Source organism: Citrobacter sp. Cpo147 (assembly GCF_030332405.1).
In the GTDB taxonomy this organism is placed as follows: Bacteria; Pseudomonadota; Gammaproteobacteria; order Enterobacterales; family Enterobacteriaceae; genus Citrobacter; species Citrobacter portucalensis.
In genome coordinates this window covers 176,094-197,311 of record NZ_JAOWHX010000041.1, presented here as the reverse complement: position 1 = coordinate 197,311, position 21,218 = coordinate 176,094, and the positions used below count along the sequence as shown (strand labels likewise).

General features: G+C 52.7%; 21 protein-coding genes. 10 read left to right on the top strand and 11 right to left on the bottom strand.

All coding sequences use genetic code 11. From position 1 onward, the window contains the following. Positions 1-230: 230 nt before the first annotated feature. A complete protein-coding gene (gene caiF, locus OGY06_RS21635) occupies positions 231-626 on the top strand; it encodes a carnitine metabolism transcriptional regulator CaiF (RefSeq protein WP_003829705.1) in 396 nt (131 codons plus the stop codon). A gap of 76 nt (positions 627-702) precedes the next feature. Here the strand turns inward: caiF and caiE are convergent, their stop codons facing one another. The 6 genes from caiE to caiT form a co-directional block, all read right to left on the bottom strand. Further along, a complete protein-coding gene (gene caiE / locus OGY06_RS21630) occupies positions 703-1,299 on the bottom strand; it encodes a carnitine operon protein CaiE (protein WP_149335412.1) in 597 nt (198 codons plus the stop codon). 55 nt (positions 1,300-1,354) lie between these two features. Beyond that, positions 1,355-2,140, bottom strand: coding sequence for a crotonobetainyl-CoA hydratase (caiD, locus tag OGY06_RS21625; RefSeq protein ID WP_286605937.1), 786 nt, complete (start codon positions 2,138-2,140; stop codon positions 1,355-1,357). 54 nt (positions 2,141-2,194) lie between these two features. Next, entirely contained in the window at positions 2,195-3,748 is a 1,554-nt protein-coding gene (gene caiC, locus OGY06_RS21620) for a crotonobetaine/carnitine-CoA ligase (protein WP_197385298.1), read from the bottom strand. Between the two features lie 61 nt (positions 3,749-3,809). After that, positions 3,810-5,027 (bottom strand): L-carnitine CoA-transferase, encoded by a 1,218-nt coding sequence (gene caiB, locus OGY06_RS21615; protein WP_126319874.1) that lies wholly within the window; start codon positions 5,025-5,027, stop codon positions 3,810-3,812. Between the two features lie 123 nt (positions 5,028-5,150). Next, entirely contained in the window at positions 5,151-6,293 is a 1,143-nt protein-coding gene (caiA, locus tag OGY06_RS21610) for a crotonobetainyl-CoA dehydrogenase (RefSeq protein WP_063941089.1), read from the bottom strand. Positions 6,294-6,327: 34 nt separating this feature from the next. Next, the gene (gene caiT, locus OGY06_RS21605) at positions 6,328-7,845 is read right to left on the bottom strand and encodes an L-carnitine/gamma-butyrobetaine antiporter (protein ID WP_003829695.1); all 1,518 of its coding nucleotides are present in this window, start codon (positions 7,843-7,845) and stop codon (positions 6,328-6,330) included. 480 nt (positions 7,846-8,325) lie between these two features. Here caiT and OGY06_RS21600 point away from each other — a divergent pair, with 480 nt between their 5' ends. The 9 genes from OGY06_RS21600 to folA all read left to right on the top strand — a co-directional run bounded on the left by OGY06_RS21600 (position 8,326) and on the right by folA (position 16,763). Then, positions 8,326-9,096: an electron transfer flavoprotein FixA gene (locus OGY06_RS21600; RefSeq protein WP_191221844.1), complete on the top strand. Its 771-nt coding sequence runs from the start codon at positions 8,326-8,328 to the stop codon at positions 9,094-9,096. Between the two features lie 15 nt (positions 9,097-9,111). Further along, complete coding sequence (locus OGY06_RS21595; protein ID WP_286605936.1) at positions 9,112-10,053, top strand: electron transfer flavoprotein subunit alpha/FixB family protein; 942 nt, start codon at positions 9,112-9,114, stop codon at positions 10,051-10,053. Positions 10,054-10,101: 48 nt separating this feature from the next. Beyond that, entirely contained in the window at positions 10,102-11,388 is a 1,287-nt protein-coding gene (locus OGY06_RS21590; RefSeq protein ID WP_286605935.1) for an FAD-dependent oxidoreductase, read from the top strand. Continuing rightward, positions 11,385-11,672 (top strand): ferredoxin-like protein FixX, encoded by a 288-nt coding sequence (gene fixX, locus OGY06_RS21585; protein WP_000203736.1) that lies wholly within the window; start codon positions 11,385-11,387, stop codon positions 11,670-11,672. Before OGY06_RS21590 ends, fixX begins: the two co-directional genes overlap by 4 nt. Before the next feature lie 147 nt (positions 11,673-11,819). Further along, a complete protein-coding gene (locus OGY06_RS21580; protein ID WP_003829621.1) occupies positions 11,820-13,163 on the top strand; it encodes an MFS transporter in 1,344 nt (447 codons plus the stop codon). A 91-nt stretch (positions 13,164-13,254) separates the two neighbouring features. Then, positions 13,255-13,488 carry a YgdI/YgdR family lipoprotein gene (locus OGY06_RS21575; RefSeq protein WP_003018880.1) on the top strand — a complete coding sequence of 78 codons (234 nt, stop codon included), beginning with the start codon at positions 13,255-13,257 and terminating at the stop codon, positions 13,486-13,488. A gap of 211 nt (positions 13,489-13,699) precedes the next feature. Next, the gene (gene kefF, locus OGY06_RS21570; protein ID WP_003829618.1) at positions 13,700-14,230 is read left to right on the top strand and encodes a glutathione-regulated potassium-efflux system oxidoreductase KefF; all 531 of its coding nucleotides are present in this window, start codon (positions 13,700-13,702) and stop codon (positions 14,228-14,230) included. Further along, positions 14,223-16,085, top strand: coding sequence for a glutathione-regulated potassium-efflux system protein KefC (kefC, locus tag OGY06_RS21565; RefSeq protein WP_003829616.1), 1,863 nt, complete (start codon positions 14,223-14,225; stop codon positions 16,083-16,085). Before kefF ends, kefC begins: the two co-directional genes overlap by 8 nt. A gap of 198 nt (positions 16,086-16,283) precedes the next feature. Further along, positions 16,284-16,763, top strand: a complete 480-nt coding sequence (gene folA / locus OGY06_RS21560) for a type 3 dihydrofolate reductase (protein WP_003018873.1) — start codon at positions 16,284-16,286, stop codon at positions 16,761-16,763. 96 nt (positions 16,764-16,859) lie between these two features. Here folA and apaH read toward each other — a convergent pair whose 3' ends face one another. Genes apaH through surA form a run of 5 tightly spaced genes read right to left on the bottom strand, consistent with a single transcriptional unit; the run spans position 16,860 to position 21,191 of the window. Next, on the bottom strand, positions 16,860-17,708 hold the full coding sequence (apaH, locus tag OGY06_RS21555) for a bis(5'-nucleosyl)-tetraphosphatase (symmetrical) ApaH (protein ID WP_003829612.1): 849 nt from the start codon (positions 17,706-17,708) through the stop codon (positions 16,860-16,862). Positions 17,709-17,718: 10 nt separating this feature from the next. Continuing rightward, on the bottom strand, positions 17,719-18,096 hold the full coding sequence (gene apaG, locus OGY06_RS21550) for a Co2+/Mg2+ efflux facilitator ApaG/CorD (protein WP_003018867.1): 378 nt from the start codon (positions 18,094-18,096) through the stop codon (positions 17,719-17,721). A 2-nt stretch (positions 18,097-18,098) separates the two neighbouring features. Further along, the gene (gene rsmA, locus OGY06_RS21545) at positions 18,099-18,920 is read right to left on the bottom strand and encodes a 16S rRNA (adenine(1518)-N(6)/adenine(1519)-N(6))-dimethyltransferase RsmA (RefSeq protein WP_003829609.1); all 822 of its coding nucleotides are present in this window, start codon (positions 18,918-18,920) and stop codon (positions 18,099-18,101) included. Continuing rightward, a complete protein-coding gene (pdxA, locus tag OGY06_RS21540; protein WP_286605934.1) occupies positions 18,913-19,905 on the bottom strand; it encodes a 4-hydroxythreonine-4-phosphate dehydrogenase PdxA in 993 nt (330 codons plus the stop codon). Before pdxA ends, rsmA begins: the two co-directional genes overlap by 8 nt. Next, positions 19,905-21,191, bottom strand: a complete 1,287-nt coding sequence (surA, locus tag OGY06_RS21535; RefSeq protein ID WP_003018860.1) for a peptidylprolyl isomerase SurA — start codon at positions 21,189-21,191, stop codon at positions 19,905-19,907. The genes pdxA and surA overlap by 1 nt, the downstream gene beginning before the upstream one ends. Positions 21,192-21,218: the final 27 nt, after the last annotated feature.

The following is a 21,218-nucleotide window of genomic DNA, read 5'->3' as shown; positions in this document are numbered from 1 at the left end:
ATTTTGAAAGGGTTTCTGTAAAGAAACCCTTTTTTTGTCTTGCGTAAGGTCATTCCTGGACAAGTCCGTTTCCGTAACCACATTTTCAATGTAATAAGCACGATATTGCTCACACTAATCAACATTCAAGTCGCATACTATCCTTTATATCCACAATTTTAATATGGCTTAGTTTTTATTAATTTGGACAGGCCGTAGCCAGATTTTTAATTTGTGAAAATGGTGTGCTTATGTGTGAAAAATATGTTGAAAGACCGCTTTATTTGTTAATTGCTGACTGGATGATGGCCGAGGATCGTTGGATCACCGCAAAGGAAATTTCCCGCCATTTTGATATCGAGCACTGCAAAGCAATTAATACGCTCTCTTATATTCTGTCGGAAGTGGGCGAAATTGTTTGTGAAGTTAAGATGATCCCTAATCAGATTGCCGGTCGGGGTTGTCAGTGCCAGCGTCTGGTGAAAGTCGTGAGCATTGACTCTCATCTTTACAGCCGACTGAATCACAATTTGCAGGAGAAAAAGGTGAGCATGGCGAAAACGCCACGCCTGTCTGCCGTTCCTCCAACAGAGCTCAACCGTGAGCAGAAATGGCAGATGATGCTCTCCAAGAGTATGCGTCGCTAATAATCAGTTTGCCTGATGGCGGCATAAACGGTGATTGACGCGTAGGCCGGATAAGCGTGAGCGCATCCGGCATCAATTACTGTGCTGATTTGGGTTTTACGTCCGTTGTGCCTTTCAGGCGTGGCCGGTTTTCTTCGACCCGCGTTAAGGGCAGTGTTTCGTGTAGACCTGTGTGGCAGCGGATTGCAAGATCCTGATACTCTTTGGTGTTTAGCCGTTTCCAGTGCAGTTCCTGGTCCGTGACTTCACGCAATACGCGAGCGGGTGAGCCAACCAGCATCTGCCTTGCCTCTCCCTGAAATCCGGCTTTGACAAAGCTCATGGCGGCGACAATGCTCTCTTCGCCAATCACTGCGCCGTCCATAATGACGCTGTTCATGCCGATCAGCGCATCTCTGCCCACCACGCAACCGTGCAGGATTGCGCCATGGCCGATGTGTCCGTTCTCATGCACAATGGTATCGGTGTCACAGTAGCCGTGCATGATGCAGCCATCCTGCAAATTAGAACCAGCCTCCAGGATCAAGCGACCATAGTCACCGCGCAATGACGCGTGCGGGCCAATATAAACTCCGGCACCCACTATGACATCGCCAATCAGCACGGCGCTGGGATGGACAAAGGCATCCGGATGTACCACCGGAATCAGGCCCTCAAAGGCGTAGTAGCTCATCGTTTTATCTCGGTTTTATTGCCGGATCAGCGAATCGCTATCCGGCATCGGCTTATTAACGACCTTTCCACACCGGGTCGCGTTTTTCGGCAAACGCCTGCGGACCTTCAAGCGCATCTTCCGAATGCAGTACAGATGGATAGTGTTTCAGCACGCCGCTGCGGATGTAGCGGTAGCCTTCTTCCACCGGCATTTCGCTGGTGGTGCGATAGATCTCTTTCAGTGCGGCGATAGCCAGCGGGGCGCTATTGACCAACTGCTGCGCCAGTACGCGCGCGCTATCCATCAGTTCGCTCTGGCTGACAACGCGGTTGACGATGCCCCAGCGCAGCGCTTCTTCGGCGCTCATTCGTCTGCCGGTCATCACCATTTCGTTGACGATTGCCGGTGGCAGCAGCTTAGGCAGACGCAGTACGCCACCGCTGTCTGGCACGATCCCGAGCTTGGCTTCCGGTAGTGCGAAGCTGGCGTTATCCGCGCAGACGATAAAATCCGCTGCCAGCGCCAATTCAAAACCACCGCCAAACGCATAGCCGTTTACCGCAGCGATGACCGGTTTATCGAGGTCGAAAATTTCGGTTAAACCGGCAAAGCCACCTGGGCCAAAATCGGCATCCGGCGCTTCACCTTCAGCCGCCGCTTTTAAGTCCCAGCCCGCAGAAAAGAATTTCTCACCGCCGCCGGTGATAATCGCTACGCGTAATTCCGGGTCGTCACGAAAATTAAGAAACGCTTCACCCATGGCAAAGCTGGTTTTGGCGTCAATGGCATTGGCTTTAGGTCGGTCGAGGGTAATTTCCAGGATCGGGCCGTTACGGGTCAGATGTAATGATTCACTCATAGTTCATCTCCAGATAAATAGATTTCCCGGCAGGAGGAGTTCCTGTCGGAAGGGTTATTTCAGATTTTTTTTGATTATTTTTCCTGAACAATTGCGCGGCAGGTCGGCTCTTATCTCCATAAAAGAGGGAACCTTGAATTTCGCCATATTGTTTTCGCAGAAGCTGAAGAACTCGGCTTCGCTTAATGTTTCACCTTCATTAAGGACGATAAACGCTTTAATGGCTTCATCACGGATTGAATCTTTAATACCGACAACCACAATGTCCTGAATTTTCGGATGCGCAGAAATAATATTTTCCAACTCGACGCAGGAGACATTTTCCCCACCGCGTTTAATCATGTTGCAGCGTCTGTCGACGAAATAAAAATAGCCATCCTCATCCTGATAGCCCGAATCACCGGTATGTAACCAGCCCCCGGGCTCCAGCGCTTTGGCGGTAGCCTCCGGCTGCGCGTAGTACTCTTTGAAGATGGTTTTGCCCGGCACGCCTTTAATACAGATTTCGCCAATTTCTCCGGCGGGCAGGGGACGGTTGTGATCGTCACGGATTTCGGCTTCATAGCTAAATCCCACGCGGCCAATGGAGGGCCAGCGTCGTTTGTCTCCGGGACGGTCGCCGATAATACCGACGATGGTTTCAGTCATACCGTAGGAGGTCAGCAGCCTGACGCCAAAGCGTTCGGTAAAATCGTCTTTTTCCTGCTCGGATAAATTGAGATAGAACATCACTTCGCGCAGGTGATGCTGTTTGTCGGTTGGTGCAGCGGGCTGCACCATTAGCGTTCTGATCATCATCGGAATGCATTCGGTAACTGTCGCCTTATATCTATGCACCTGATTCCAGAACGCCCTGGCACTGTACTTCTCTAGCAGCACAAAGGTGCTGCCTGCGGAGAATGCGGGCATTGCGGCGGTACACTGACAGTCGATATGAAAAGCGGGCATCACCGTCATGTAGACGTCATCATTACGCAGAGCAATTTGCCAGGCAGAGTAATAGCCCGCAAAACGCAGGTTGTAGTGGGTAATTACCACCCCTTTAGGTCGAGAGGTGGTGCCTGAGGTAAACAGAATTTCCGCCGTATCGTCAATGGATAACGCGGGCATATAGCACAGCGTGGCGGACTGGCGGGATTGCAGTTGGGTAAAGTGACTCACGCCGTCGTCAGCCGGAAGCTGTTCGCCAATCAGACAGATATGATTAAGCGGGGTGCTATTTTCCAGCCGTATCTGGCGGTACATAGGATAAAACTGGGCGCTGGTGACCAGCAGACTTACCTGGCTGTTTTGCAGGATCCAGGCACTTTCTTCACCCAGCAAGCGGGCATTAATCGGTACCATGATGGCGCCAATTTTTGCCAGCCCAAACCAGCAAAAAATGAATTCCGGACAGTTATCCAGATGCAATGCGACCTTATCGCTCTTGCGGATCCCTAAGGAATGGAACAGGTTTGCGGTGCGGTTAATCTCTTCATTGAGCGAGGCATAGCTAAACTGCCGAACGACTCCTTCGCAGGATTCGAAAATTAACGCCGTTTTATCTCCGTACACCCCGGCCAGGTCGTCCCACATCTGACGTAAGTTTTGTCCGCCAACGATATCCATATTGCTTTATCCACTGAAATCAGGCGTGAGCGCTAACCATCGAGGGGTCAGCGCGTCGCGTTTATTCCTCAACTCTGGCCAGGCCTTTGCCGACCAGCTCATTTATGTCTGCTTCGCTATAACCAATATTTTTCAGAATGGCGGCAGTATCCATGCCATGTGACGGCATGCCGCGCCAGATTTTCCCCGGGTTGTTTTTAAATTTCGGCATGATGTTTGGCCCTTTGCAGGTGCGGCCATCCATTGTTTGCCACTGAGTAATAGATTCACGGGCAACGTACTGCGGGTTGCCTTCCAGTTCAGGAATAGTCAGCACCTTCGCGCAGGCGATGTTCAGCTCAGCAAAGCGCGTCTGGACTTCGGCGATGGTGTGCGTTGCCAGCCAGGCGTCCAGTTTCTCTTCCACAAGCGGGCCGTAAGGGCATTCCACACGATGAATAAGCTGGGTGCCCTCCGGGACTTCCGGTGTGCCAAGAATGTGGGCGAGGCCAATATCCTTGAAGCATTCGTTGATTTGCGTGATGCCGACCAGCTCCATGACGATATAGCCATCGGCGCATTTATACAGGCCGCAGCCAGCGTAATACGGGTCTTTGCCTTTGGTCATGCGTGGGCAAATTTCGCCGCCGTTGAAGTAATCCATCATGAAATACTGACCCATGCGCAGCATCACTTCGTACATAGCGATATCGATGCTTTCACCTTTACCCGTTTCGCGCACTTTGTGCAGGGCTGCCAGCGCTGCTGTCGTTGCGGTCATCCCGGAGAAGTAATCGGCGGTGTACGGGAAGGCGGGCATTGGCTGATCCACGTCGCCGTTTTGGATCAGATAGCCGCTGAACGCCTGTGCGATGGTGTTATACGCCGGAAGATTGGTGTACTCCTCGGTTCCAAACTGGCCGAAGCCGGAAAGGTGGGCGATAACCAGTTTCGGGTTATGTTCCCACAGCACTTCATCGGTAATACCGCGGCGGGCAAAGGCTGGGCCTTTACTGGCTTCAATGAAAATATCGGTGGTTTCCATCAGCTTCAGAAACGCTTCCCGGCCTTCATCTTTGAAAATATTCAGCGACAGGGCGTGCAGGTTACGGCGTGAGAGCTGCGGGTAGTTAGGCTGCACGCGGATGGTATCGGCCCATGCGACGTTTTCAATCCAGATAACCTCGGCGCCCCATTCGGCGAACATCTGTCCGGCGAAAGGACCGGCAATTTCGATCCCTGAAAAGACAACGCGTACCCCGGAAAGCGGGCCGAAGGCTGGCATTGGTAAATGATTCATCATTTTTCTCCTGGCATTTATGGGTGTCCATGTAGGCCGGATAAGGCGCTCGCGCCGCCATCCGGCATTGAGTGCCTGATGGCGACGCTATGGCGTCTTATCAGGCCTACAGGTTGCGTCGTTCTAGCGGTATTGCTTGAGTACCGCACGACCCAACGTCAGGATCTGCATTTCGTCAGAACCACCAGAAACACGGTCAACGCGCAGGTCACGCCAGAAACGCGTGATGCGGTGGTTGCCCGCGATACCAACACCTCCCAGTACCTGCATGGCGGTGTCTACCACCTCGAACGCGGCGTTGGCGCAGAAGTATTTACACATTGCCGCGTCACCCGAAGTAATGGTGCCGTTATCCGCTTTCCATGCGGCTTCCAGCAGCATGTTTTTCATGGAATTCAGTTTGATCGCCATGTGCGCAAACTTCTCCTGGATCAGCTGGAAACGGCCGATCGTTTCGCCAAACTGTACGCGTTGGTTGGCGTAACGCGCGGCGTCTTCAAAAGCGCACATTGCCGTACCGTAGTTGGTCAGCGCGACGAGGAAGCGTTCATGGTCAAACTCTTCTTTTACGCGGTTGAAACCATTCCCTTCCCGACCGAACATGTCTTTCTCGTCCAGTTCAACGTCGTCAAAGGTGATTTCACAGCAGCTATCCATGCGCAGACCGAGTTTCTCCAGCTTGTTGACCTTGATACCCGCTTTGCTCATGTCAACGAACCACTCAGTGTAAACAGGTTTATCCGGCGATGCACCATCTCTCGCCATCACCACGATGTACGGGGTATAGGCGCTACTGGTGATAAAGCACTTACTGCCATTAAGATAAACCTTACCATCTTTGCGTGTATAAGTGGTTTTCAGACTGCCAACATCCGATCCCGCTCCCGGTTCGGTGATAGCAGAGTTCCACATCTGCTTACCGGTCCCCTGGAACGCCATGATTTTATCAATTTGCTCTTGGGTACCTTCACGCAGAAAAGTGTTAAAACCGCCTGGTAATTGGTACAACACGTAAGTCGGTGCACCAAGACGTCCGAGTTCCATCCAAACAGCGGCAACGGTGACAAAACCGGCTTCAAGTCCGCCATGTTCTTCCGGGATCAACAGGCTATCGATGCCCATATCCGCCAGCGCTTTTACAAAACGCTCAGGGTAGACGCTGTCGCGATCGCACTCGGCAAAATAAGCTTCCCAGTTCTCACTGGCCATCAGTTCACGAATACCGGCGACAAACAGTTCCTGCTCGTCATTTAAGTTGAAATCCATCTTTCAGCCTCTTGATCAATTGGGTTAATAAGAATTACTTGTCTTTCCAGTGCACTTTGGCGTCTTTAATAAAGGACAGCGTCACCATGATGTTGACGAAGAACAGCGGACATCCCCCGGCGATAATTGCGGTCTGAATGGGCTTCAGCCCACCCAGCGCCAGCAGAACGATGCCGATGACGCCGACCAGAACGGACCAACCGATACGCACCAACAGCGGCGGTTCTTCACCATCACGAACTTCGCGACAGGTGGACATCGCCAGGGTGTAGGAGCAGGCGTTAATCAGCGTGACGGTGGCAATAAAGCAGAGGATAAAGAATCCCCACATGGTGGCGGTGCTGAGCGGTAAAGCAGCCCAGGTTTCGATAATGGCGCGCGCCACGCCGTGTTGTTCAATTAGCTGCGGGATGTTGAGAATGTTTTTATCCATCAGCAGCAGCGTGTTGCTGCCAAGGACGGTCCACAGGATCCAGGTGGATGCGGTCAGGCCCAGTACCATCCCGAAACACAGTTCACGTACGGTACGACCGCGAGAAATACGTGCCAGGAAGATACTCATCTGGATAGCGTAAATAACCCACCACGCCCAGTAGAAAACAGTCCAGCCCTGCGGGAAGCCGCCTTTGCCGATGGCATCGGTATAGAACAGCATGCGCGGCAGATGCATCAGCAGCATGCCGACCGAGTCGGTGAAGTAGTTCATGATGAAGCTGGCGCCACTGACGATAAACACCCAGCCGAGCATCAGGAAGCTTAGATAACTACGTACGTCGCTGGCGATCTTGACCCCTTTTTGCAGGCCGCAGGCCACGCAAATGGCATTCAATATGATCCAGCAGGTAATGATGATGGCGTCGAGTTGCAGCGTATGCGGAATACCGAACAGCCATTGCATACACTCGGTTACCAGCGGGGTAGCGAGACCGAGGCTGGTGCCCATCGCGAAGATCAGCGCCACCAGATAGAAGTTATCGACGATGGTGCCGAACAAGCCCTTAGCATGCTTCTCGCCAACTAACGGCACCAGTGTGGAACTGGGGCGGATAACGTCCATTTTGCGTACAAAGAAGAAGTAGGCGAACGCGACTGAAAGGAAGCTGTAGGTTGCCCACGGCAGCGGTCCCCAGTGGAACAAGCTGTACGCCAGAGCTATCTCTTTTGCGCCAACGGAGTTGGGGGCGAGAGCAAAAGGCGGGGTAGAGATATAATAGTAGATCTCGATGGAACCCCAGAACAGCACCGCGGCGGATGTACAGGAAGCGAACATCATAAAAATCCAGCTGGCGGTACTAAACTCGGGTTTTTCGTCGCCTAATTTCTTTTTCGAATATGGGCCAAAGACCAACCAGAACCAACCGAAGAGCATGACGACCATATACCATTCGAATGCCCAACCCCAGACGTTGGTGACATAACTGAATACCGCATTAATAACGACGTTAGCGGCATCAAGATCTCTTACTGTTAGCCAACAAAGTATCCCAACAATTATTAATGGCGGAAAAAAAACCTTCGGTTCAATTCCCGACTTTCTCTTTTCATTTTTCATAAGTGAATTCCAGTGTGAAAACGAAATTTATTTAGCGTGCCCGTATGTGATTGTTTGTTTATTTGTTATTAATGATTTGTTGATAACTTTTTAACCTCTGGGGCGCCTCAGTGAGTAACTCATAATGGGTATTCACTTCCGGCTATTCTGTTATCTGTGTCACACTTTTTTATGCTGGTTATTTTGTCTGAAAATCCAAATAATTCTTTTATTAATCATAATATTAATGTTGATTTTTTAACTTTTTTAAGTGACTGGTGTTCAATATTGTTGAACCAGCAAACAATATTGAAAATTTTCGTATTTGACATGTTTCTTTCAATATTGGTGAGGTGCATAACACTATTGAAAGTTACGAATATCAATGTGTGACATTTTCAATATTGGTGATTAATGTTTTATTTCCGAATTAAAGAGCGTGATATCTGTATTTAACACCGCCGATATAAATACGTTTCCTTCATGATTTCTGGAGATGCAATGAAGATAATTACTTGCTACAAATGCGTACCTGATGAGCAGGATATTGCGATTAATAATGCTGATGGAACACTCGATTTCAGCAAAGCGGATGGCAAAATCAGCCAATATGATCTGAACGCGATCGAAGCGGCTTGCCAGTTAAAACAGCAGGTGGGAGAGGCTCAGGTTGTGGCCATGAGCGTCGGCGGCAAAGCGCTGACCAATGCAAAAGGGCGCAAAGATGTGCTCTCCCGTGGCCCAGATGAACTGATTGTTGTCATTGACGATCAATTTGAACAGGCGCTGCCGCAACAAACCGCCACCGCGCTGGCCGCCGCCGCACAAAAATCAGGTTTTGATCTGCTTATTTGCGGCGACGGTTCTTCCGATCTTTATGCTCAGCAGGTTGGCCTGCTGGTGGGCGAAATGCTGAACGTGCCGGCGATTAACGGCGTGAGTAAAATCCTCTCTCTTACCGACAGCACGCTGACGGTAGAGCGTGAACTGGAAGATGAAGTTGAAACCCTGAGTATCCCGCTTCCGGCGGTTATCGCGGTCTCTACTGACATCAACACCCCTCAAATCCCTTCCATGAAAGCCATTCTTGGCGCGGCGAAAAAACCGGTTCAGGTCTGGTCGTCTGCGGACATTGGGCTGAACGGTACGCAAGCGTATTCCGAACAACAGGTTGCCGCACCGAAGCAGCGCGAGCGTCAGCGCGTTGTGATTGAAGGTGACGGTGAAGAACAGATTGCTGCGTTTGTCGAGAATCTTCGCAAAATCATTTAATTATCAGGGGATGTTATGAACAAATTTTCCAGTGTCTGGGTATTCAGCGATACCCCTTCTCGTCTGCCGGAACTGATGAATGGTGCGCAGGCTTTAGGTGAAAACGTTAACACGTTTGTGCTCAGCGATGAGGACAGCGCGGCGGCATGCCATTTAGGGGCGGATCATGTCTGGCTGCTCAGCGGCAAACCAGAAGACCGTATGGTTGAAGACTACGCCGATGCGATGGTCGAAACCATTCGTCAGCACAGCGAGGGCGGCGCGGTGCTGCTGCCGAATACGCGTCGGGGCAAGCTGTTAGCGGCAAAGCTGGGCTTTCGCTTGTCGGCTGCAGTCTCAAATGACGCCAGCGCAGTCGCGGTGCAGGACGGAAAAGCAGCGGTCAAACATATGGTCTACGGCGGCCTGGCGATGGGAGCAGAAACAATCGCTTCACTGTTTGCTGTGATCACACTCAGCAGTGGAACGTTTGACGCGCAGCAACTGGATACCGCTCGCAGCGGCGAGGTGCACACCGTCCAGTGGCAGGCTCCGGCTATCGCCGTGACCCGTACGGCCACTCAGGCGCGTCAGAGCAATAGCGTTGATCTCGACAAAGCCCGTCTGGTGGTCAGCGTGGGGCGCGGTATCGGTAGCAAAGAAAATATCTCGTTGGCTGAAGCGCTGTGCCAGGCGATTGGCGCTGAGCTGGCCTGTTCCCGTCCAGTGGCGGAAAACGAGAAGTGGATGGAGCACGAACGCTACGTCGGCATTTCCAACCTGATGCTCAAACCAGAACTGTACCTGGCCGTGGGGATCTCCGGGCAGATCCAACATATGGTCGGCGCCAACGGCGCGCAGACGATTTTCGCCATCAACAAAGATAAAAATGCGCCGATCTTCCAGTACGCAGATTTTGGCATCGTTGGCGATGCGCTGAAGATCCTGCCTGCGCTGACGGCTGCTCTGGCGCGTTAAACCAATCGGGCAGGGTGCGAAAGTATCCTGCCACTGACAGGAGTACGTATGTCCGAAGATATCTTTGATGCCATCATCGTGGGTGCAGGTCTGGCCGGTTCGGTTGCGGCGCTGGTGCTGGCTCGGGAAGGTGCACAGGTGCTGGTCATCGAGCGCGGCAATTCTGCTGGCGCGAAGAATGTCACCGGTGGGCGCATGTATGCCCATAGCCTGGAACGCATCATTCCCGGCTTTGCTGAGCAGGCCCCCATTGAACGCATCATCACCCACGAAAAACTCGCCTTTATGACCGACAAAGGGGCGATGACCATCGACTATTGCAATGGTGAAGAGGCCGTATCGTCGCAGGTTTCTTATTCCGTCTTACGTAGCAAATTTGACGCCTGGCTGATGGAGCAGGCCGAGGAGGCGGGAGCCCAGCTTATCACCGGTATTCGGGTGGATAATGTTGTGCAGCGCGAAGGCAAAGTCGTGGGTGTGGAAGCCGATGGCGATATTCTGGAAGCCAAAGTGGTGATCCTCGCTGACGGGGTGAATTCTTTGTTGGCAGAAAAACTGGGCATGGCAAAGCGCGTTGAGGCATCGCATGTTGCCGTTGGCGTAAAAGAGCTGATCGAATTGCCAAAATCGGTGATTGAAGATCGTTTCCAGTTACAGGGGAACGAAGGCGCAGCCTGCCTGTTTGCCGGTTCGCCAACCGATGGGTTGATGGGCGGGGGCTTCCTCTATACTAATGAAACGACCCTTTCTCTGGGGCTGGTCTGCGGTCTTCATCATCTGAAAGATGCTAAAAAATCGGTCCCACAAATGCTGGAAGATTTCAAACAGCATCCGGCGGTTGCCCCACTGATCGCTGGTGGCAAGCTGGTGGAATATGCCGCGCACGTCGTACCGGAGGCCGGTATGAATATGCAGCCTGAACTGGTGGGTGACGGAGTGCTGATTGCCGGTGATGCTGCCGGAATGTGTATGAACCTCGGCTTTACCATCCGTGGTATGGATCTCGCCATATCTGCAGGCGAAGCGGCGGCGAAAACGGTGCTTTCCGCGATGAAGCGCGACGACTTCAGCAAGCAGTCGCTGGGCGAATACCATCAGCATCTCGATGATGGTCCAATGCGCGATATGCGCATGTATCAGAAGCTTCCCGCTTTCCTTGATAACCCACGCATGTTTACCGCCTATCCCGAAATGGCGGTCAGTATCGCGCGCGACCTGTTCACCGTGGATGGTTCCGCTCCGGTGCCAATGCGCAAAAAAATCCTGCGTCATGCGAAGAAAGTGGGCTTCATCAACCTGATGAAAGATGGCCTGAAAGGAGTGACCGTATTATGACATCTCCCGTCAATGTGGACGTCAAACTGGGCGTCAATAAGTTCAATGTGGATGAAGACAGCCCGCACATCATTCTCAAAACCGATCCTGATAAACAGGCGCTGGAAGTACTGATTAAGGCTTGTCCAGCCGGACTGTATAAAAAGCAGGACGACGGCAGCGTTCGTTTTGATTACGCCGGATGCCTGGAGTGCGGAACGTGCCGCATTCTCGGACTTGATACAGCGTTGGAAAAATGGGAATACCCGCGCGGGACATTTGGCGTGGAGTTTCGCTACGGCTAATAAGTGCGAGGTTGTGCACCCGTAGGTCGGATAAGACGCGGTAGCGTCGCCATCCGGCAATCATGTGGCGCCAATGCCGGATGGCGGCGTAAACGCCTTATCCGGCCTACAGATGACGCTTTGCCCGTGTTGAAACAGGAAGTCGCTATGCAGCAGCCCAGGAACTTTGATGACATCAAATTTACCTCTATTCACCGCCGGATAATGCTGTGGGGAAGCGGTGGGCCATTTCTGGATGGTTATGTGCTGGTGATGATTGGCGTGGCGCTGGAACAGCTCACGCCAGCATTGAAACTGGACGCACAGTGGATTGGTCTGCTGGGGGCCGGCACGCTCGCCGGTCTGTTTGTGGGGACGTCGCTGTTTGGCTACATTTCCGATAAGGTCGGGCGGCGAAAAATGTTCATCATCGATATTATCGCCATTGGCGTGATATCGGCGGCAACCATGTTTGTTTCCTCACCCGTTGAACTGTTGGTGATGCGTGTGCTGATCGGCATTGTGATTGGTGCCGATTATCCAATTGCTACATCGATGATTACCGAGTTCTCCAATACCCGCCAGCGCGCTTTCTCCATCGGTTTTATCGCCGCGATGTGGTATGTCGGCGCCACCTGTGCCGATCTGGTCGGTTACTGGCTGTATGATGTTGAGGGCGGATGGCGCTGGATGCTGGGCAGCGCGGTGATCCCCTGTATTTTGATCCTGATTGGGCGCTTCGATCTTCCTGAATCGCCGCGCTGGCTGCTGCGTAAAGGTCGGGTGAAAGAGTGTGAAGCGATGATGATCAAACTGTTCGGCGAACCGGTGGTGTTCGACGAAGAGGCGCCGCAGGAGACGCGCTTCCTGCAGCTGTTTAACCGCCGTCATTTCCCGTTTGTCCTGTTTGTTGCCGCTATCTGGACCTGTCAGGTGATCCCGATGTTCGCCATTTATACCTTTGGTCCGCAGATTGTTGGACTGTTGGGGCTTGGTGCCGGGAAAAGCGCGGCGTTGGGCAATGTGGTGATAAGCCTGTGCTTTATGCTGGGGTGCATTCCGCCCATGTTCTGGCTCAATAGCGCGGGCCGTCGGCCATTGTTAATTGGCAGCTTTATTATGATGACGCTGGCGCTGGCCGTGCTGGGGTTAATTCCTGATATGGGAGCGTGGCTGGTGGTGCTGGCGTTTGCCGTGTACGCCTTTTTCTCGGGGGGACCGGGAAATCTTCAGTGGCTGTACCCAAATGAACTGTTCCCTACCGACATTCGCGCATCTGCCGTCGGGGTGATTATGTCCTTAAGCCGCATCGGCACCATTGTTTCAACCTGGGCACTGCCGGTGTTCATTACCAAATACGGGATCAGCAATGTCATGCTGATGGGCGCAGGAATTTCGCTGATTGGCCTGCTTGTGTCCATCGCTTTCGCCCCGGAAACGCGAGGTCTGACGCTGGCGCAAACCAGTCAAATGACGATTCGCAGTAAGCCCGTGACCAGGGCGAGTTATTAGGAGTGTTCTGTATTTTCCCTGCAACTCAGTCAGTTAGCCTACAGTTAACTGGGTATATCACTGAAAACAACTGAAAAGCAGGGAGAACACCATGCAAAAACATATCCTGATCACCTCAATTTTTACCGCAGCAGCACTATTTACCGTAGCCGGTTGTTCCTCAAACCAGGCGGTTAAAACCACCGATGGCAAAACAATCGTCACTGACGGCAAACCGCAAGTCGATGATGATACTGGCCTGGTGTCGTATAAAAATGCGCAAACGGGTAAGACGGAACAGATTAACCGCGATCAGGTTAAGGATATGAGTGAGCTGGACAACTAATATACACTTCATCCTTCAAGTTGCCTCAGTGTTGGCTGCGCTCATTCACCCCAGTCACTTACTTTAGTAAGCTTCTGGGGATTCATTCCCTTGCCGCCTTGATGCAACATGAATGATTTTGTGTATAGGCCTCAATAATATTGGCTGTTAGCCTGCGGATTAACTGACTAAACTCACTGTTATTACAATAATGCAGTGAAACAGGCTAATCATGATCCTCATCATTTATGCGCATCCCTATCCGCAGCACTCGCATGCGAATAAGCGGATGCTTGAACAGGCAAGGACGCTGGAGGGCGTGGAGATCCGCTCGCTCTACCAGCTCTACCCCGACTTCAATATCGATATTGCCGCTGAACAGGATGCGCTGGCACGCGCTGATTTGATCATCTGGCAGCATCCGATGCAGTGGTACAGCACACCTCCATTACTCAAGCTGTGGATGGATAAAGTCCTTTCGCACGGCTGGGCGTATGGCCATGGCGGTACTGCGCTGCACGGTAAACATCTGCTGTGGGCAGTGACGACCGGCGGCGGTGAAAACCACTTCGATATTGGCTCCCATCCCGGATTTGATGTGCTTTCTCAACCCTTACAGGCGACGGCACTTTATTGTGGCCTCAAATGGCTACCGCCGTTTGCGATGCACTGTACGTTTATCTGTGATGATGAAACCCTGCAAGCGCAGGCGCGTCACTACAAACAGCGTCTGATGGAATGGCAGGAGGCACACCATGGATAGCCATACGCTGATACAGGCGCTGATTTACCTCGGATCGGCGGCACTGATTGTCCCCATCGCCGTACGGTTGGGGCTCGGGTCGGTACTGGGGTATCTCATTGCCGGGTGCATTATCGGCCCATGGGGCCTGAGGCTGGTGACGGATGCCGAATCCATCCTGCATTTTGCGGAGATCGGTGTGGTGCTGATGCTGTTTGTTATCGGCCTTGAACTGGATCCGCAACGTTTGTGGAAACTGCGAGCCTCGGTGTTCGGCGGCGGCGCATTGCAAATGGTGGTTTGCGGAGGCCTGATTGGTGTGTTCTGTATGTTCCTCGGTCTGCGCTGGCAGGTAGCGGAGCTGATCGGCATGACACTGGCGCTTTCCTCTACGGCTATCGCTATGCAGGCAATGAATGAACGCAACCTGATGGTTTCGCAAATGGGTCGCAGCGCCTTTGCCGTGCTGCTGTTCCAGGATATCGCTGCTATTCCACTGGTGGCGATGATCCCATTACTGGCAGCGAGTGGCGCATCAACAACGCTTGGGGCGTTTGCATTGTCTGCCCTTAAGGTAGCGGGCGCACTGGTGCTGGTGGTGCTGTTAGGTCGTTATGTCACACGTCCTGCCTTGCGTTTTGTCGCCCGTTCGGGCCTGCGGGAAGTGTTCAGTGCCGTTGCGCTGTTCCTCGTGTTTGGCTTCGGTCTGCTGTTGGAAGAGGTTGGATTGTCGATGGCGATGGGGGCATTCCTGGCTGGGGTGCTGCTGGCAAGCTCTGAGTATCGCCACGCGTTGGAAAGCGACATTGAACCATTTAAAGGACTGCTGCTGGGGCTGTTTTTCATCGGTGTAGGGATGTCTATCGACTTTGGTACGCTGATTGATAATCCCTTGCGCATTATCATTCTACTGGTCGGTTTCCTGGTTATCAAAACCGTCATGCTGTGGTTGATAGCGAAACCGTTGCAGGTGCCGAACAAGCAGCGTCGCTGGTTTGCCGTATTATTAGGGCAGGGCAGTGAGTTTGCCTTTGTGGTGTTTGGCGCGGCGCAAATGGCAAATGTGCTCGATCCTGACTGGGCGAAATCGCTGACGCTGGCGGTGGCGTTGTCGATGGCGGCTACGCCGATTTTGCTGGTGATTTTGACGCGTCTGGAAAAATCGGCGACTGAGGAAGAGCGGGAAGCCGATGAAATCGATGAGGAACAACCTAGGGTGATCATCGCCGGGTTTGGGCGATTTGGCCAGATAACCGGTCGTTTGCTGTTGTCGAGCGGGGTCAAAATGGTGGTTCTTGATCATGACCCGGACCATATCGAAACGCTGCGTAAATTCGGGATGAAGGTTTTCTATGGCGACGCGACCCGGATGGATCTGCTGGAGTCTGCCGGGGCGGCGAAAGCTGAAGTCATTATTAATGCCATTGACGATCCGCAAACCAGTCTGCAATTAACTGAAATGGTTAAAGAGCATTTCCCGCATCTGCAAATTATTGCTCGTGCGCGCGACGTGGATCATTACATCCGCCTGCGCCAGGCGGGCGTGGATATGCCGGAACGTGAAACCTTTGAAGGTGCATTGAAGACCGGACGTCTGGCGCTGGAAGGTCTCGGGCTTGGGCGCTATGAGGCACGTGAGCGGGCTGACGTATTCCGCCGATTCAATACCATGATGGTAGAGGAGATGGTGAAAGGGGAAAATGACGCGACTTCCCGCGCGGCCGTTTATAAACGCACCAGCGCAATGCTGAGTGAAATTATTGCGGAAGATCGTCAGCACTTATCGTTAATTCAACGCCATGGCTGGCAAGGCACGGATGAAGGTAAGCATACGGGCGATGTCGCCGATGAGCCGGAAGTGAAACCGTCAGCATAGGGTAAAAAATGTGATGTTCTGCAAACTTTACTGCTAATTGACTGTTTTTGAACTACTGTAATGCTGGCGTACCACCTTAAATAGGTCGGTTCGCCAGCAGAACGGAAAATTTTCCTGTTCATCCTCTTTCCGCCAGTCGACGAAAGATTGCGCTTTCCGTATAGTGGCGACAATTTTTTTGTATCCGGGAAATATTCAATGATCAGTCTGATTGCGGCGTTAGCGGTAGATCGCGTCATCGGTATGGAGAACGCCATGCCGTGGAACCTCCCTGCCGATCTCGCCTGGTTTAAACGTAATACCTTAAACAAGCCGGTTGTCATGGGACGCCACACCTGGGAATCCATCGGGCGACCGTTACCTGGGCGTAAAAATATCGTCATCAGCAGTAAGCCTGGCACCGACGATCGCGTGCAGTGGGTGAAGTCTGTGGATGAAGCAATTGCGGCCTGCGGCGATGAACCTGAAATTATGGTAATTGGCGGTGGGCGTGTGTATGAGCAGTTCCTGCCAAAAGCGCAGAAACTGTATCTGACGCACATTGATGCGGAAGTGGAAGGGGATACGCATTTCCCGGACTACGAACCGGATGACTGGGAGTCGGTGTTCAGTGAATTCCACGATGCTGACGCGCAAAACTCTCACAGCTACTGCTTCGAGATTCTGGAGCGTCGTTAATACTGTAAGTGCCGGATGGCGGCGAAACGCCTTATCCGGCCTACTTTTGTGCCAGATGTAGGCCTGATAAGCGTAGCGCCATCAGGCATAAACCTATCAGGCGTTGACCGCTTCGCCAGGATCCAGGTTCAGATGGCGATTTGATGGCTGCACAAAGTACTGTTTGTCTTCCCAGCGCAGACAGGTGAGATCGCCTCCCCAGCAACACCCCGTATCCAGCGCGTAAATGCCTTCTGGCGTGCCTTTACCCTCCAGCGAGGCCCAGTGCCCGAATGCAATGCTGTACGCTTCACTGACAGGTCCAGGGATGGCAAACCACGGCTTCAGCGGGGCAGGTGCGTCTTCTGGTGACTCTTTGCTGTACATATCCAACTGACCGTTAGGGAAGCAGTAACGCATGCGGGTAAAGGCGTTGGTAATAAAACGCAGGCGCGCCAGCCCGGTCAGTTCCGGGGTCCAGTTATTGGGCATGTCGCCGTACATCGCATCAAGGAAGAAGGGATACGAGTCGCTCGACAGCACGGCTTCAACATCGCGAGCACAGTCTTTTGCCGTCTGCAGGTCCCACTGTGGGGTGATACCGGCATGCGCCATTACCAGCTTCTTCTCTTCGTCTACCTGCAACAGCGGTTGACGGCGGAGCCAGTTAAGTAATTCGTCGGCATCCGGTGCTTCGAGCAGCGATGTGACCCTGTCTTTAGGTTTATTACGACTGATACCGGCGAATACGGCCAGCAGGTGTAAATCGTGATTACCCAATACTAACCGCACGCTGTCGCCCAGTGATTTCACGTAGCGCAAAACGTCCAGCGAGCCCGGTCCACGAGCGACCAGATCGCCGGTGAGCCATAGGGTGTCTTTTTCGGAATTAAAGTCTACCTGATGCAGCAAGGCTACCAGTTCATCGTAACAACCGTGAACGTCGCCAATAAGGTATGTCGCCATAGTTATTGTTTTAATGAATGAGTGTTGGAACGGCGAGTCGGAATACGGGAATATCGATGGTAAAGGCGATGCCTTGTTCATCGATCATTTCGTAATGACCCTGCATGGTGCCCAGCGGTGTTTCAATCACCGCACCGCTGGTGTACTGGTACTCTTCGCCGGGTTCGATGTGGGGCTGGACGCCAACCACGCCTTCACCCTGAACTTCGGTTTCGCGGCCATGACCATTAGTGATCAACCAATAACGCCCCAACAGCTGCACAGGCGCTCGCCCCAAATTGCGGATAGTTACGGTGTAAGCAAAAACGTAACGTTCATCATCAGGTGAGGATTGCGCCTCAATGTAGACGCTTTGTACCTGAATGCACACTCGGGGCGAATTGATCATGTTTAACTCTCCTTCGATGGCGCGTTTTCTGACAGATAGTTAGCCATCCGGCAGTATTGCGCGACAGAGATATTTTCCGCTCGCATCGCCGGATCAATGCCCAGCTCTGTCAGTACTTCAACGCTAAACAGGTTGCCGAGACTGTTACGTACCGTTTTACGGCGCTGATTAAACGCTTCGGTGGTAATACGGCTCAGCACACGAACATCTTTAACCGGGTACGGCATCGTCGTATGAGGAACCAGACGCACAACGGCTGAATCAACTTTAGGCGCTGGCGTAAATGCGGAAGGCGGTACTTCAAGTACCGGGATCACATTGCAGTAATACTGCGCCATGACGCTTAATCGACCATACGCTTTACTGTTTGGCCCTGCAACCAGACGATTGACCACCTCTTTTTGCAACATGAAATGCATGTCGGCAATGGCATCAGTATAGGAAAAAAGATGGAACATGAGCGGCGTGGAGATGTTGTACGGCAGGTTGCCGAATACACGCAGCGGCTGCCCCATCGTTTGTGCCAGTTCGCCGAAGTTCATGGTCATAGCATCTTGCTGATAAATCGTCAGCTTAGGCCCTAAAAACGGGTGTGTCTGTAGGCGTGCTGCCAGATCGCGGTCGAGTTCAATGACCGTGAGCTTGTCCAGACGTTCGCCTACTGGTTCGGTCAATGCCGCCAGGCCCGGGCCGATTTCGACCATAGCCTGACCTTTCTGCGGGTTGATAGCAGAGACAATACTTTCGATCACAAACTGATCGTTGAGGAAGTTCTGCCCGAAACGTTTACGGGCTAAATGGCCCTGATGGACTCGATTATTCATTGGTATTAACAATCATTTTGATGGCGAGATTAAGCGCCGTAATAAAACTGCCGACATCTGCTTGTCCACGGCCCGCGAGTTCAAGTGCGGTGCCGTGATCGACGGATGTGCGAATAAAGGGCAGGCCCAGCGTGATATTCACACCGCGACCAAATCCCTGGTATTTTAGCACGGGGAGACCCTGATCGTGGTACATTGCCAGCACGGCATCCGCGTGGTCGAGATATTTGGGCTGAAACAGCGTATCTGCGGGCAGCGGACCGTTTAATTTCATTCCCTGCGCACGCAGTTCATCGAGTACCAGAATGATGGTATCTATCTCTTCCGTTCCCATATGACCGCCTTCACCAGCATGCGGGTTAAGACCGCACACCAGAATATGCGGATCGGCAATGCCGAACTTGGTGCGTAAATCATGATGCAAAATGCCGATCACTTCCTGAAGCAGGGCGGGCGTAATGGCGTCGGCAACGGCTCTGAGCGGCAAATGCGTGGTTGCCAGGGCAACGCGCAGCTCTTCGGTCGCCAGCATCATAACAACTTTCTTTGCCTGTGAGCGCTCTTCAAAAAACTCGGTATGTCCGGTAAACGGGACGCCAGCGTCATTGATAACGCCCTTGTGAACCGGGCCGGTGATCAGCGCCGCAAACTCACCTTGCAGACAACCATCGCAGGCGCGAGCCAGCGTATCCACCACATATTGCCCGTTTTCTACCGCCAACTGACCCGCGACAACAGGTGCCCGCAGCGCAATCGGTAACAGCGTCAATGTGCCTGCTGATTGCGGTTTGGCTGGGGTATCTGGAGAGTATGGGAGGAGTGAAAGCGGTAAACCGAGCATCGCTGCCCGGTCATTGAGGAGTGCTGCATCCGCACAGACAACAAGTTCTACAGGCCACTCGCGCTGGGCGAGTTGAACCACCAGGTCCGGGCCAATCCCGGCGGGTTCGCCGGGAGTGATAACAACGCGTTGAGCACGAGTCATTAGTTGCTCAGAACTTTAACGTAAGCGCTGGCGCGCTGTTCCTGCATCCAGGTTGCTGCTTCCTCCGAGAATTTACGGTTCATCAGCATACGGTAAGCTCTGTCTTTCTGCGCCGCGTCAGTTTTATCAACGTTACGCGTGTCCAGCAGTTCGATCAGATGCCAACCGAAAGAGGAGTGCACCGGGGCGCTCATCTGGCCTTTATGAAGTTTGGTCAGCGCATCGCGGAAAGCTGGGTCGAAAATATCCGCTGCAGCCCAGCCCAGATCGCCGCCCTGGTTGGCAGAGCCTGGATCCTGAGAAAACTCTTTAGCGGCTGCCGCGAAGGTAGTTTTACCGCTCTTAATATCTGCCGCGATTTGTTCCAGCTTCAGACGCGCCTGCTGATCGGTCATGATCGGCGACGGCTTAAGCAGAATGTGGCGAGCATGAACTTCAGTCACGGAGATGCTTTGGCTTTGGCCACGCATATCGTTGACTTTCAGGATGTGGAAGCCGACACCGGAACGAATTGGGCCAATGATATCGCCTTTTTTCGCAGTGCTTAACGCCTGGGCAAAGATACCCGGCAGCTCCTGAATACGTCCCCAACCCATCTGACCGCCTTTCAGCGCCTGCTGGTCAGCGGAATAAGTAATAGCCAGTTTTCCGAAATCACTACCGTTACGCGCTTCATCAACAACAGAGCGCGCCTGGCTTTCAGCCGCGTTAACCTGGTCGGACGTTGGGTTTTCTGGTAATGGGATCAGAATGTGGCTCAGGTTCAGCTCGGTGCTGGCATCGTTTTGGTTGCCTACCTGCTGCGCCAGGGCATCCACTTCCTGAGGCAGGATAGTGACGCGACGGCGAACTTCGTTGTTACGCACTTCAGAGATGGTCATCTCTTTGCGGATCTGGCTACGATAGGTTGAATAGCTTAAGCCATCCTGTGCCAGACGGCTGCGCATCTGATCCAGCGTCATGTTGTTCTGCTTGGCGATGTTGGCAATAGCCTGATCCAACTGCTCGTCAGAGATTTTCACCCCCATCTTCTGACCCATTTGCAGGAGGATTTGATCCATGATCAAACGTTCCAGGATCTGATGACGCAGCGTGGCGTCATCCGGTAATTGCTGACCTGCCTGACCTGCATTCAGTTTTACTGACTGCATTAAGCCATCGACGTCGCTTTCCAGAACGACGCCGTTATTGACGACGGCTGCGACTTTATCGACTACCTGTGGGGCAGCGAAACTGGTATTCGCGATCATGGCGATACCGAGAAGCAGCGTTTTCCAGTTCTTCATACTTTTTCCATTTCAATTAACCGCAAT

Coding starts and splice junctions, on each gene's coding strand:
- apaH (WP_003829612.1), bottom strand. CDS start 17,708: ATGGCGACATACCTTATTGGCGACGTTCACGGTTGTTACGATGAACTG.
- caiA (WP_063941089.1), bottom strand. CDS start 6,293: ATGGATTTCAACTTAAATGACGAGCAGGAACTGTTTGTCGCCGGTATT.
- folA (WP_003018873.1), top strand. CDS start 16,284: ATGATCAGTCTGATTGCGGCGTTAGCGGTAGATCGCGTCATCGGTATG.
- apaG (WP_003018867.1), bottom strand. CDS start 18,096: ATGATCAATTCGCCCCGAGTGTGCATTCAGGTACAAAGCGTCTACATT.
- caiT (WP_003829695.1), bottom strand. CDS start 7,845: ATGAAAAATGAAAAGAGAAAGTCGGGAATTGAACCGAAGGTTTTTTTT.
- caiF (WP_003829705.1), top strand. CDS start 231: ATGTGTGAAAAATATGTTGAAAGACCGCTTTATTTGTTAATTGCTGAC.
- caiE (WP_149335412.1), bottom strand. CDS start 1,299: ATGAGCTACTACGCCTTTGAGGGCCTGATTCCGGTGGTACATCCGGAT.
- OGY06_RS21580 (WP_003829621.1), top strand. CDS start 11,820: ATGCAGCAGCCCAGGAACTTTGATGACATCAAATTTACCTCTATTCAC.
- OGY06_RS21595 (WP_286605936.1), top strand. CDS start 9,112: ATGAACAAATTTTCCAGTGTCTGGGTATTCAGCGATACCCCTTCTCGT.
- kefC (WP_003829616.1), top strand. CDS start 14,223: ATGGATAGCCATACGCTGATACAGGCGCTGATTTACCTCGGATCGGCG.
- OGY06_RS21600 (WP_191221844.1), top strand. CDS start 8,326: ATGAAGATAATTACTTGCTACAAATGCGTACCTGATGAGCAGGATATT.
- caiC (WP_197385298.1), bottom strand. CDS start 3,748: ATGGATATCGTTGGCGGACAAAACTTACGTCAGATGTGGGACGACCTG.
- kefF (WP_003829618.1), top strand. CDS start 13,700: ATGATCCTCATCATTTATGCGCATCCCTATCCGCAGCACTCGCATGCG.
- pdxA (WP_286605934.1), bottom strand. CDS start 19,905: ATGACTCGTGCTCAACGCGTTGTTATCACTCCCGGCGAACCCGCCGGG.
- OGY06_RS21590 (WP_286605935.1), top strand. CDS start 10,102: ATGTCCGAAGATATCTTTGATGCCATCATCGTGGGTGCAGGTCTGGCC.
- surA (WP_003018860.1), bottom strand. CDS start 21,191: ATGAAGAACTGGAAAACGCTGCTTCTCGGTATCGCCATGATCGCGAAT.
- caiD (WP_286605937.1), bottom strand. CDS start 2,140: ATGAGTGAATCATTACATCTGACCCGTAACGGCCCGATCCTGGAAATT.
- caiB (WP_126319874.1), bottom strand. CDS start 5,027: ATGAATCATTTACCAATGCCAGCCTTCGGCCCGCTTTCCGGGGTACGC.
- fixX (WP_000203736.1), top strand. CDS start 11,385: ATGACATCTCCCGTCAATGTGGACGTCAAACTGGGCGTCAATAAGTTC.
- rsmA (WP_003829609.1), bottom strand. CDS start 18,920: ATGAATAATCGAGTCCATCAGGGCCATTTAGCCCGTAAACGTTTCGGG.
- OGY06_RS21575 (WP_003018880.1), top strand. CDS start 13,255: ATGCAAAAACATATCCTGATCACCTCAATTTTTACCGCAGCAGCACTA.